Below are 13,035 nucleotides of genomic sequence, written 5' to 3' on the forward strand. Positions count from 1 at the left end.
GATAAACTTATAAGTTTACTTTGGTAAACAAAAGGGGATATTCATATGTCAGCACTTCTTATAAGATTATTTATAAAAGACAGAGATAACGTGAAAGATAAAAACGTCCGAAAAAAATATGGCTACCTAGGCTCATGTACTGGTATAGTCCTTAATATTATGCTTTTCCTCGGAAAGCTTATCGCAGGACTTGTGTCAGGGGCTGTGTCCGTTATGGCGGACGCCTTCAATAACTTGTCCGACGCCGGCTCGTCTATAATGTCGCTGGTTGGCTTTAAAATGGCGGCCAAAGCCGCAGACGAAGATCACCCTTTCGGTCATGGCAGAATGGAGTATATCTCAGGTCTTGTCATTTCGTTTATTATAATGATGATGAGCATTGAGCTTGGAAAATCTTCTTTTTCAAAGATCTTTGCCCACGATAAGCTTAGCTTCTCTACTATGACTTTCGTTATCTTAGCCTGCTCAGTGGCTGTCAAGCTTTGGATGTGGTATTTCTATAGAAAGCTTGGCAAGAAGATAAACTCCACCTCGCTTTTCGCCTCTGCCGCTGACAGTCTTTCAGATTGCGCCGCAACAGGAGCTGTTATGCTTGCAATGGTATTCTCTGCGTTCACAGACATAAACATAGACGGCTATATGGGCGTTCTCGTTGCTCTCTTTATCTTCCGCTCAGGCTTTATGACCTGTAAGGACAGCGTTTCGCCGCTTCTCGGCTCAAAGCCTGATAAGGAGTTCGTTCAGGATATCGTTGACACTGCAATGAGCTTTCCTGAGATAATCGGTATCCATGATCTGCTTATACATGATTATGGTGTAGGGAATACCGTTATCTCTTTTCATGCTGAAGTGCCATGCGAAATGGACTTTATGGCGGCTCATGAGCTTATAGACGATCTTGAGGATAGCATGAAAGAAAAATATCACTGCGCAGTGTCTATACATATGGATCCGGTGGCAGATCATGACGAGCAAACTATCGAAACTAAAAAGATAGTAACAGACGTTGTTAAGTCTATCGATCAGTGCTTGTCAATACACGATTTCAGAATGACAAAGGGAGAAAACCGTGAAAATCTTATTTTTGACGTGGTAGTGCCTTTTGATTTCAGACTTTCAGACAGCGAGGTAAAAGCAAAAATATCAAAACGGCTCACAGAATTTGACGGAAGATATAACGCTGTTATAAATGTTGATAAGGGCGATACATTATAATAAAAAGGGCTTGCTTTTTTTCGCAGGATTGGTTATAATATAGGTATAACGCAAAGCGTTTGCGGTGCGTGGTCTATCATGATAGGAGGAATATAAAATGGCATTCACAGTTACAAAGGATACTATTATAGGCGATATAATGGACGCTGATGAAAATACAGCACCATACTTTATGGAAATGGGTATGCACTGTCTGTTCTGCCCAGCGTCAAGAGGCGAAACTCTTGAAGAGGCTTGTGCTGTTCATGGCGTTCCTGTTGAGGAAATGCTCGAAAAGCTCAACAAGCATTTTGCAGAATAAGCGTTTGGAACTATTTTCGCCGCCCAGCCGCCTTTTCAGGGGGCGAGCGGCGATTTTTTTCTTTGGAGGACAGCTTTGGATAAAAGACTTGTGACCTGTGCAAAGCTTTGTACAGGAGATATTGTATGCGACGTGGGGACAGATCATGGTTATCTGCCCTGCTTTATGATAAAGGAAAATATGTGCAAAAAGGCTCTGGCTTGTGATGTTGCACCAATGCCGCTAAAGTCGGCTGAGGAGCATATCAATCGTGAGGGACTTTCAGACCGCATTAAAACTGTGCTTTCAGACGGGCTTGACAATGTTCCCCCGGAGGGCATAACAGACGTTGTTATGGCAGGCATGGGCGGTGAGCTTATTGCAAGACTGCTTGAAAAATGTCCGTGGGTGAAAAACGGAGTGAACCTCGTTTTACAGCCTATGACAAAATGGGACGTGCTTAGAAAGTGGCTTTATGCCAACGGCTTTGAGGTGAAAAAAGAGCTTGCCTGCACAGAGGGTCAGTTTGCATATTCTGTCATGCAGGCGGTGTATACAGGCAAAACTCCGTCTTATGAATGTGATGACAGATATTTGCAGTTCGGCTTTGTTAAGCCTGAGGGCGAGGGGAAAGAGTATATCGCAAGGCAGGCAAAAAGAATTTTTGTTGCAGGCAGCGGAATGATGAAGTCCGAGGACAAAAAGGAGCTGGGAGAAAGGCTTGTTAAGCTTGCACAGAGCGAGCTTGACAGACTTTGACACACAAAAAGGAGCTGACAAAAATGACGACAGTTTATGATATTTATAGTTTTATAGAGGATTTAGCCCCATACCGCCTGCAGGAGGGCTATGACAACAGCGGTCTTAACGTGGGAGAAATGTCCGCAGAGGTAAGGAGTGTGCTGGTGGCACTGGATTGCACCGCAGAGGTGGCAAGAGAAGCCTGTCAGCGTGACTTTGACCTTGTTCTCACCCACCACCCTGTTATTTTCAGAGGACTAAAGACCCTCGTGCCGAACGACCCTGCTGTGATACTTGCGGCAGGAGGAAAGAACGCTCTTTCCATGCACACAAATTTCGACTCCGCAGAGGGCGGAATGAATGACGTGCTTTGCAAAATGTTGGGTCTAAAACCCGAGAGCGCTTTGCATGAGGAGCATGGCGTTGGCTGTGGATATGTCTGCGAGTGTGACGGCATGAATGTCCGTGAGCTTGCACAGAGAGCAAAGGACGTTCTCGGCTGTAGAGTAGTCCGTTTCAGCGGCGGCGAGCGTGAGATAAGTCGTGTGGGAGTGTGCTCAGGTTCAGGCGGTTCGTTCCTTGCTGATGCAGCAGAAAAAGGCTGTCAGGTGCTTTTGACAGGTGACGTAAAGCATGACGTTTTTATAGACGGCGAGAATATGGGCGTTTCTGTTATAGACGCAGGTCATTTCTATACGGAAAATATCTTCTGCGAGTTTATCGCTGGTGAGCTGAAAAACAAGTTCAGTGATCTGAGAGTAGAGATAGCCGTAAGCAACAGGGATATAGTTGAAGTAATATAAAAAGCAGGTAAGTAAAATGGCATTGGACGGAATCTATCTGAGCTTGCTCAGAAAAGAATTTGACCCTCTTATTGACGGCAGGGTGGATAAGATACACCAGCCTTCACGAGAGGAGCTTATAATGACTATCCGCACTAAAGAGGGTGCGCAGAAGCTTATGTTCAGCACAGGTGCAGGCTCGGCAAGGGTCCATATAACAACGGCGGATATAGAAAATCCGAAAACACCGCCTATGTTCTGTATGCTCATGAGAAAGCATCTTGCAGGGGGCAGACTCACTGCCATTAGGCAGGACGGCTTTGAGCGTATACTTTTCTTTGACTTTGAAGCCACCAACGAAATGGGCGACAGGGTGAATCTCACACTTGCGGCGGAGATAATGGGCAGGCGTTCAAATCTTATCCTCTATCGTGAGGACGGCAGGATAATAGACAGCATAAAGCGTGTGGGACAGGAAATGTCATCAGTGAGAATGGTTCTTCCCGGTGCGCGGTATACTTTGCCCCCAAGAGAGGAAAGGCTGAATCTTCTTGACTGCACAAAAGAAGAATTTCTTGCAAAGATAGTCGAAAACCCCACGGCGGAGCTTTCAAAGGCAATAATGAAAACGCTGGAGGGCATATCCCCTGTGTTTGCAAGAGAGGCTGTCTTTTTTGCGGCAAGGGGTGCTGAGATAACAGCCGAACAGCTAAGCGGAGACACTGCGGACAGGCTGTGGTTTTATTTCTCGAAAGTCCGTGACAGCATAAATGACGGCACTAACGTCTACACAGTGCTGAAAACAAAAGAGGGCAATCTCAAAGATTTCTGCTTCTGCGATATCACGCAGTATGGTGCGCTCATGGTGACAAAAAGCTTTGAGTCGCCAAGTGTTCTTCTGGACTATTTCTATGCGGAGAGGGACTCCCTTTCAAGAATAAAGCAGAAAGCCAACGACCTTTTCAAGCTTCTTATAAACACCTCCGAGAGAACTCAAAGGCGTGTGCAAAATCAGCGTGAGGAGCTTAAAGAGTGCAAGGACAGGGAAAAATACCGCATTTACGGCGACCTTATCACTTCAAATCTCTATGCGCTGGAAAAGGGCATGGCGTATGCCGAGGTGCAGGACTTTTATGACGAGAATTGCCCTACAGTGAAGATACCACTTGACAAAAGGCTTACGCCAACACAGAACGCTCAGAAGTATTATAAGGAGTACAGAAAGCTCGACACCGCAGAGAAAAAGCTCACTGTGCTTATTGCAGAGGGCGAGCAGGAGGTCAAGTATCTGGATTCTGTTTTCGATTCTCTAACGAGGGCACAGACGGAGGGGGATATAGCCGAGCTTCGTGAGGAGCTTTTTCAGGAGGGCTATGTAAAGCGCTCAAAGTTCAAGGGCAAGCCTCCAAAGGCTCTGCCGCCTATAAGATACCGTTCTTCTGACGGCTACGATATAAGGGTAGGCAGGAACAATAAACAGAACGACCGCCTCACCTGCAAGGAAGCAGAGAAAACTGACCTTTGGCTCCACGTCAAAGATATCACAGGAAGCCACGTTATCGTCACCTGCGACGGGGAAATGCCACCTGACAGGACAATAGAGGAAGCGGCAATAATCGCCGCCTGCAACTCAAAGGGAAGAAATTCCTCCAGGGTGGACGTTGACTACACTTTCATAAGAAACGTGAAAAAGCCAAACGGCTCAAAGCCGGGCATGGTTATTTTTACAAACAACTACACTATCACTGTCAAGCCTGACACGGAGCTGGAGGAGAAACTGAGGGTATAGCCTAAAACTATATCCAACAAAGTTTCAGCCTATGAGTTTATGAAAATGCCACAAAAACGGCGTTGTATCGGACTTATTAGTGGTGTAAAAAGGTTATTGAATAATCCATAGCGATATGGTATAATTATCATGATGTGAATATTAAGAAAGCACAGTTTGAAAAGTTGTTAGCTGAGTAGAGCGTGTCAGGGCAAAAGCCTTACCGTCAGGGAAGCAGGTCCAAATCCTGCACAACCGCCATTACTGTGTTTGACAGGCTTTTTGTGTGCTGTCATAAGTCAGGTATCTGCTGTGTTTTCGTTGACTATTTCTGTCTTGGGCGATGAAGATGACGGTCTGCTTTATCGCTGTGCAGGCAGTAAAGCGGATAGAATGCTTTTTCGTTTCGGCGGAAAGGCATTTTTTGCTGTGGTCGGGGTGTTCATAAAAAGTGCATTGACGGCGGAACAGTGTGTATCAACGAAAGGACAGAAAAGAATGAAGAAGAAAATTTTGAGAACAGCTAGCTTCGCTCTTGCGACTGCTCTTAGTCTGAGCGTGTGTGTAAGCGCATTTGTTTCAGACGGAACAAACAACAACGTAACAACATCAGTCCTCCCTGACAGTGCGGATAACGCAGTGCTTAACTGGGCAACTAAGGTAGGAAAAAGCTGGAACGATGGTCCGTCGCCTGTGGCTATCGTTGGAGATGATATCGTTTATACATCTGGCGACAAGCTCATGAGAATGAACAAGGAAACGGGCGTTGTGGATTCAGTAGTTGGACAGCGAGCAGGCACAAACAGCGACGCCATCCAGCCTGTTACTTATGCAGACGGCATGATATTCTCAGCCTTTAACGGCGGAATTCAGGCATTTGACGCTGACACCCTCGAGTCGCTGTGGGTATACAAGGACAGCGTGGGTGGTCAGTCTGTAAGCCCTATCTACTATAATGACGGCTGTATCTACACAGGCTTCTGCAACTATGGTTCAGGAAAAAACGATCAGTATGTTTGCATAGACGTTAAGGACGAAGATCCTGACACAACAGATGAAGAGAAGTCACCAAAGTGGATATTCACAAACAAAAGCGGTTTCTATTGGGCAGGCGCATATGCAACTGACGATTTTGTCGTTCTCGGCATGGAAAATGCAAAGGCAAACACTACCGACCCTGCAAGAATAGTTACTCTTGACAAAAACTCAGGAAGCGTTATAGATACTAAGTATACAGTAGGTGGAGGAGTAAGAAGCACTATTTCTTACGATAAGGATACAGACGCTTATTATTTCACATCTAACGGGGGCTATTTCTATAAGGCAACAATAGACGATGAGGGCAATTTCACAAAGCTTGACAGCATTGCACTTGGTGGCGCAAGCACATCAACTCCTACAGTTCTTAACGGAAGAGCTTATGTTGGCGTAAACGGCTCAGGCTGGGGCGACTATAAGGGCAGTGTTATTGCAGTTATCGACCTTGACAGCTTTGAGATAGCATACAAGGCAGAAACAAAGGGCTATCCACAGACCTCAGGTCTTGGCGTTGTGAATGAGAACGGCTATAACTATGTTTACTTCTCAGAGAACGCATCAGCAGGCGCTATCCGCTATGTAAAGGATAAAAAGGGCGTAACAGAAGTTCTTGACGCTCAGATAGTAAACGGAAAGAAAACAGCTCCGTCACTTTTCACACCAACAGGTGCTCAGGCACAGTATGCTATAGCTGACCTTGTTGCAGACGAAAACGGCACTATCTACTTCAAGAACGATTCAGGCTACATAATGGCTGTCGGCTCAGAGGTGGAAAAGCTTGTGACCGAAAATGCTAAGACAGTATGCAAAGAGGGCGAAGCTTATGACGCTTCCGACTTGAAGGTTTACGCAGTTCTCAAAAACGGTGTGAAGAAAGACGTTACAGATTATGTGACTATCGACGATACTGCTCTTACAGCAGACGATGATTTCGTTACTGTTACATACAAGTATGGTATGTACAGAGATAAGACAAACGAGGGTGCTGCAAACACAACCGGCGTTGCCGTTTCACCTGTTGAAACAACTATCAACGTAACAGTTCTTGCTGCAGAGGATTATGACAGCGTAAAGGCTGTTGAGAAGCTTATCAGTGACCTTGGCGAGATAACACTTGACAGCGAGAATGACATCAAGGCAGCAAGAGTCGCTTATGACGCTCTTGGCGACCTTAAGGAATATGTAGGCAATGTTGACGCTCTTACGGCCGCAGAGGAAAAGCTTGAAGAACTCAAGACACCAAGCTCTTCATCAGAAGCAGAAAGCTCTGTAAGCTCATCTGACGTATCTTCCGAAAGCACAGTATCTTCTGCAAACTCTGAGGATACATCTTCTGCCACTTCATCAGCCGCAGAGTCAGTAAGCAGTGCTGACACATCAAAGGCGGCTGACAGCTCATCAAAGACAGCAAATAACGCAGGTGCGGCTAACCCTAACACAGGTGCGACAGCAGGCGTTTGCGTAGCAGGTCTTGCACTTCTTATCAGCGGAGCTCTTACAGTTTCAAGAAAGAGAAAGTAAAAAAAATTAAGACAATTAAGATATAAGTTATTTTGCAGGATACTCGCCCTCTATTTTCAGGGGGCGGGCATTTTCTGTGATATGAAAAGTGAGAATATTATGAAAAAGCATACACAAAAAAACAGGCAAATAATAATGCTGTCAGCAGCGGCGTTTTTTATCGCAGCGGCTTTTTTGTGTATGCGTTTTTATAATATGAGCAGTTATAAGACCCCTGAAAATCCGTTTTCAGCACTGTCTGAAAGCCTTGCGGAGGAGGACGGACAGGGCGGAGAGGGCTATGAAACAAGCTCTCAGCCAAAGGACGAAAGCTCAGATATGGACAGCTCACAGGCAGATGACAGTGATAACACTGATAGTAGCGACAGCAATACAGATACAACAGAAAGCTCTCCGCAGGCTGACAAAAGCGACGGAAATTCCCCGACAGTAAATGGCGGGAACACGAATGTTACCATAAATACCCAAGGTGAAAATAAGTCTGACGAGGTAAAGAAAAAGCCTGACAGCAAGACCGAAACTGTCACAAAGAACACCGACACAGAATATTTCACCACCTCTATAAAAGAGGGCGAGCGTGTAAAAAAAAACCTGTATAAGTTCACAATAACACATAAAAACAAAGCTCTCACAGTGCAAAAAGTTCAGGTCACTGTGAACGACAGCGTTGTAAATCAGTTTTCGGGCAGCGTTACCCTTCACGCAGGAAAAAATACTATCCGTGTTGCCTGCACTTATACAGACAAAAGCGGTCAGGTGAAAAGGGCTTATAAGGACTATACAGTTTATTTTGATAAAAAGGAGATAACCTTTGACACCGACCTTGCTGATAAGGATACTGACACAGAAAGCATAACATTTTCAGCCACAGCTTTTTACGGCAGTGATAAGATACCTTTGACAGTAAAAGTCAACGGTGAAAAGCTTTCCGGTGGTGAAACTTTTACCGCACAGCTTTCTGAGGGCGAGAATACTATAACCCTCTCTGCGGAAAAGGGCGGCTCAAAGGCTGAAAAAAGCTTTAAGATAAAATACACTCCTGCGGAGTTTTCCATCGATACCGACCTTTACGACCGCACTGTAAATGACGCCGATTTTAGCTTCTATGCGAGAATGAAAGGTCAAAGCGGCAGTGCAAAGCTAAGCGTTATTCTAAACGGCAAAAAGCTTTCGGGCAGAGATAATTATACCTGCACCCTCCAAAGCGGTGATAACCGTATAAGACTTTATGCAAAAGACGGTGACAAAAATATAGACAGATATTTCACTGTCACCTATGTACCCATTGCTGACGATACCACAAGACCTGAGATAACGTATATAAACGTCACCAACGGACAGACAGTGAAAGGCTCGGGCTTCACCCTCAGATTTAACGCACAGGACTATAAGGGCGGAAGGATATATGCCGACAAGACCGAGGTCTGGCTAAATGGGCTTTCTGTTGAGTGTATCGCACAGGACAGGAACTCAGCCTATTATCTCCAGCTTTCTGGCGGGGCAAATCTTCTTGAAATAAGGGTGTATGACCCCGAGGGCAGATATGCGGATCATGCCTATACCATAAATTCTGTCAGCGCACAAAAGGGCGAGCAGACAGGCGTTATAACAATGAGCTTTGACGCCGATACCATAGGGCTTGGACAGCTTGCCGCAGGCTCTGAGGTGGCAATATACGAGGGGGACACAGGCGTTGACGTTATAGAGCGTTTTCTTCAGCAAAACGGCTTCACAGGCGACTTTACAGGCAAGGGCGATCAGAGATATCTAAGCCGAATACACAAAAGCGGTGCGTTTTCAGGTGGAGCAGTAAACAGCGAGCTTGCGGAGCTTGTAAAAAATGATGGCATTGCAGACAGCAACACACAGTATGCCGACAGCCTTGGAGAATTTGACTACACCTACGGCTCAGGCTGGGTGTACACTGTAAACGGCAATATGCCTGCATACGGCATGGGCAAGGTGAACTTCACCGACGGCGACACTGTTAGGCTTGCGTTCACAGTTGCCTACGGCAGAGATATAACAGGTTCACAGGATAGCTATGACAAAACATGGTAGGAGGATATCGTTGAAAACGAGAGGTTTTCTTGGCAGATTAGTGGCGGCGTTTGCAGGGGCAGTAATGCTTCTGACAAATGTTCCTGCGGTGAATGCAGATAACGCAGATAAAAGGGACAGGATAACTGAAAGCGCAGAAAAGGTCTGTCAGTGGCAGCGTGACAAAATGGGCATTTCTCAGGACGAGAGCATTTTTTCGGGGGATTTTCTGCAAAACGCAGGCATAGGAAGCTCCGATTGGCTTGCCATAGGCATTTCACGCTTTGGTTTTGAGGAGGACTATGAGGCTTATCTCACTGCGCTTTCTCAGCGTGTGAAAGCTCTTTCAGATACCGACAACGCTACCGAGTGGCAGAGGTGCGCCATAACAGCCTCCGCAATGGGAGGCGATCCTGCCGACCTTGGGGGCATAGACCTTGTAAAAGGCGGTGTTTACGACAGAGATGAAAATAATTCCGTAGGCAAACAGGGCCTTAACGGCTGGATATTTGCACTTTTGACCCTTGATACAATGGGCTACAAGACCCCAGAGGGTGCAGAGTTTGACAGAGAGCGTATACTTGACGAGATAGTTTCTTCGCAGAATACCGATGGCGGCTTTTCGCTGTCAAAAGGTGAAAGCGATATTGACATCACCGCAATGGCTTTGCAGGCGATCGCCCCATATTACAATGATTTTTCCCGTGACGATGTTAGAAAAAGCGTTGACAAAGCGGTGGAGTATCTAAGCGGTAAGCAGGACAGCTCAGGTACGTTCGGAAGCGCAGAAGCTGATTCGCAGGTAGTAATAGCACTTTGTTCGCTTGGTATAGACCCCGAAGCTGACAGCCGTTTTGTGAAAAATGCCGACCTTTTGACCGCCCTGCTTTCCTATCAGAACAGCGACGGTGGATTTTCACATGAAAAGGGCGGCGATTCTGACGAGCTTGCCACAGGGCAGGCACTTTGCGCACTTGCGGCACAAAAGCGTTTTGAACTTACGATGCGACGTATTTACGATATGAGAGAGGAGCTTTCAGTTCTACAGCGTGAAAAGCTTGACGGCATAAACGGCAGGCTTTCGGATATCTCAGACGAGGAGAGCGCAGAAAAAGCCTTGAAGCTTTTCAATGACCTTGATTGTGATGAACGCACATATGTGAGATACGGTGCAGAGCTTGAAAATGCGGCAGAAAAATACAGCCTGACCTTGAGCGACAGGGCTTTCACAGTGGAGCTTGCACAGACAGACCATGGAAACGGCTGTGTATACAGTATCGAGAAAACGGAAATATATAAGGGCAAGAAAGGCTTTACAAAAAGCGACAGGAACAAGCTTGAAGCCCTGAGAAAAAACGGTGTTACTTCGGGGGACTGCACTGCTACGGCTGTGCTTTTAGTCCATGCAAAGGCTGACGAGAGCCTTTCCGACAGGGATAAGATAATATCAGAGCTTGAAGAAATGAACGCCAAAGCGAACGAGCTTTACAGTGAGATATCAGACCTTAACAGTATCATAAGCTGTGAGCTTTATCCTGTTGATAGTGTTGGAAAAGACAAAAAGGAGCTTTTGGAAAAGACCGCAGAGAGGATAAAAAAGCTTCCTGAAGGCGAGCGGAAAAAGGTCACTTCTGCTGATGAGATAATAAAAGAGGCAGAGGATAAAAACGTGACAGTGTATGTGATATCTGCGGCAGCGGTGCTGTGTGCAGTGGGAGTTTTCACAGTGGTAAGAAAGAAGGGTAAAAAATGCGTGAGATAACAGATGAAGTGAAAAAGGTCATAATCGGCAAGGACGAAGTGGTGGATATGGTGTTCGCCGCAATTTTGGCGCAGGGTCATGTGCTTATGGAGGACGTTCCGGGCGTGGGAAAAACTACTCTTGCGGTAGCGTTTTCAAAGGCTTTGGGGCTTGAAACGAAGAGGATACAGTTCACCCCTGATACTGTGGCTTCCGACATCACAGGCTATACGGCTTTTGACAGACAGGCGCAGGGCTTTACTTTTCACAGCGGTGCGGCAATGACGAATATACTTCTTGCAGACGAAATAAACAGAACCTCAGGCAAGACGCAATCTGCCCTTTTGGAGGTCATGGAGGAGCGGGCCTGCACAGTTGACGGCAGAACATATCCTCTGCCTGAGCCTTTTGCAGTGATAGCAACACAAAATCCTACAGGCACAGTTGGCACGGCGGCACTGCCTGTTTCACAGCTTGACAGATTTATGATAAAGCTTTCAATGGGCTATCCTGACAAGGCGGCAATGCGAAGCATAATGTCAGACCGAAGCAGTTCAGATCCACTGGTAGATGTGAAAGCCGTCTGCACCGCTGAAAAGCTTATAGAAATGCAGAAAAAGGCAAAGGCTGTTTTTGTTGACGACAGCGTTTATGACTACATCTCAGACCTTTGCGACGCCACAAGGCATAATGAAAATATTTCTCTGGGCGTATCCCCAAGAGGTGCGTTGGCACTTTGCAGGATAGCAAAGGCGTGGGCGTGCTATAAGGGCAGAGAATATGTCGTTCCCCAGGACGTAAGAGATTTTTTTGCCCATGTTTGCAGCCACAGGATATCACTTTCTGCAAAGGGCAGGCTTTCAGGACTTGCGGCAGAAAGTGTGCTTGACGAGATACTTGGCAGCGTAAAATGCCCTGAGAATGAGGAAAAACGCAGATGAAGAGGCTATGCTTCTGCCTTTGCACAGCTTTGGGCATACTGCTTTTTGTGCTGAAAAAGCCCATTGGCATATCGGTGCTTGGGCTGTGCGCAGTGCTTTTTGTATTGTCAGTATGTATAAATATATTCTCGAAGAAAAAGCTGTCAGCAACACTGGTAAGCGACGGCACAGGCTTGAAAAATAAGGACATGAGCCTAAAATTTATCTTCACAGGAACTTGCGGCGAATACAGCAGTAAACTGCGGCTTAGAAATATGCTCACAGGACAGTGTGAGGATATAAAGGTGCATTTTATCATCAGCAGAGAGCCTGCTCAGGTGGATATCACTGTAAAAAGCGACACCTGCGGAAAGATAAAAGCAGAGTTTCTGACACTTAGAGCCTTTGACTTTACAGGGCTAACATGGAAAAAGGCACAGTGCGAAATAAAGGGCAGTGTGAACATAATGCCTGATGCAGCAGAGATAGATGAGAGCGAGGAAGCAAAGCTCAAGGAAGCCCTTGAAAGCGACTTTTTCAGCAATGAAAACGAGGGCTTTGACCACAGTGAGCCTATTGGAATAAGAGAATATCGTCAGGGGGACAGCTATAAATCGGTGCACTGGAAGCTGTCTTTCAGACTTGGCGATATCTACGTCCGTGAATATGGCGAGCCTGTTACTGACAGCCTTTGTATCTACGTTGAAACAGGCGGAAATGTCCCCGCAACGGATTATGACTGCATTGCTGCAAAGGCACTGAGCCTTTCAATGTATCTTTCAGACGGTGGTATAGGGCATTACATGGCGTTTTACAGCTTTTCTCAGCAGAGAAAAGTTTTCGAGCATATCGACAGCGCAGACAGCTTCACTGTCGCTCTGGACAGCCTTCTTTCTTCACAGCCTGAGCAGGGAAAAGAGCGACTGACGGAGTTTTCAGAGCTGTTTGAAAGAAGCGGCATAAGCCGTGTTATCGAGATAAAATAGTAA

Annotated in this window: 10 protein-coding genes and 1 riboswitch; all 10 genes read left to right on the forward strand. The window is 46.2% G+C overall.

What is annotated here, in order from left to right; all coding sequences use genetic code 11:
• Nucleotides 1-45 precede the first annotated feature (45 nt).
• Entirely contained in the window at nt 46-1,215 is a 1,170-nt protein-coding gene (locus AB5123_RS02130; RefSeq protein ID WP_347503242.1) for a cation diffusion facilitator family transporter, read from the forward strand.
• A gap of 97 nt (nt 1,216-1,312) precedes the next feature.
• Nucleotides 1,313-1,516, forward strand: coding sequence for a DUF1858 domain-containing protein (locus tag AB5123_RS02135; RefSeq protein WP_022288179.1), 204 nt, complete (start codon nt 1,313-1,315; stop codon nt 1,514-1,516).
• A 75-nt stretch (nt 1,517-1,591) separates the two neighbouring features.
• Entirely contained in the window at nt 1,592-2,254 is a 663-nt protein-coding gene (locus AB5123_RS02140) for a class I SAM-dependent methyltransferase (protein WP_195249506.1), read from the forward strand.
• A gap of 23 nt (nt 2,255-2,277) precedes the next feature.
• Entirely contained in the window at nt 2,278-3,039 is a 762-nt protein-coding gene (locus AB5123_RS02145; RefSeq protein WP_038672486.1) for a Nif3-like dinuclear metal center hexameric protein, read from the forward strand.
• Between the two features lie 16 nt (nt 3,040-3,055).
• Nucleotides 3,056-4,807 (forward strand): NFACT family protein, encoded by a 1,752-nt coding sequence (locus tag AB5123_RS02150; RefSeq protein WP_117891394.1) that lies wholly within the window; start codon nt 3,056-3,058, stop codon nt 4,805-4,807.
• 161 nt (nt 4,808-4,968) lie between these two features.
• Nucleotides 4,969-5,116, forward strand: a riboswitch (cobalamin riboswitch).
• The gene (locus AB5123_RS02155) at nt 5,108-7,345 is read left to right on the forward strand and encodes an NPXTG-anchored protein (protein WP_368364484.1); all 2,238 of its coding nucleotides are present in this window, start codon (nt 5,108-5,110) and stop codon (nt 7,343-7,345) included. It overlaps the preceding riboswitch by 9 nt.
• Before the next feature lie 81 nt (nt 7,346-7,426).
• The gene (locus AB5123_RS02160) at nt 7,427-9,406 is read left to right on the forward strand and encodes a DUF4430 domain-containing protein (protein ID WP_347512789.1); all 1,980 of its coding nucleotides are present in this window, start codon (nt 7,427-7,429) and stop codon (nt 9,404-9,406) included.
• Between the two features lie 10 nt (nt 9,407-9,416).
• The gene (locus tag AB5123_RS02165) at nt 9,417-11,147 is read left to right on the forward strand and encodes a prenyltransferase/squalene oxidase repeat-containing protein (protein WP_347503237.1); all 1,731 of its coding nucleotides are present in this window, start codon (nt 9,417-9,419) and stop codon (nt 11,145-11,147) included.
• Nucleotides 11,135-12,067, forward strand: coding sequence for a MoxR family ATPase (locus tag AB5123_RS02170; RefSeq protein ID WP_267300856.1), 933 nt, complete (start codon nt 11,135-11,137; stop codon nt 12,065-12,067). The genes AB5123_RS02165 and AB5123_RS02170 overlap by 13 nt, the downstream gene beginning before the upstream one ends.
• Entirely contained in the window at nt 12,064-13,032 is a 969-nt protein-coding gene (locus AB5123_RS02175) for a DUF58 domain-containing protein (RefSeq protein WP_267300857.1), read from the forward strand. Before AB5123_RS02170 ends, AB5123_RS02175 begins: the two co-directional genes overlap by 4 nt.
• Nucleotides 13,033-13,035: the final 3 nt, after the last annotated feature.

Origin of the sequence: Ruminococcus sp. RTP21204st1_B2_RTP21204_210225 (assembly GCF_040914135.1) — a bacterium.
Taxonomy (GTDB): domain Bacteria; phylum Bacillota; class Clostridia; order Oscillospirales; family Ruminococcaceae; genus Hominimerdicola; species Hominimerdicola aceti.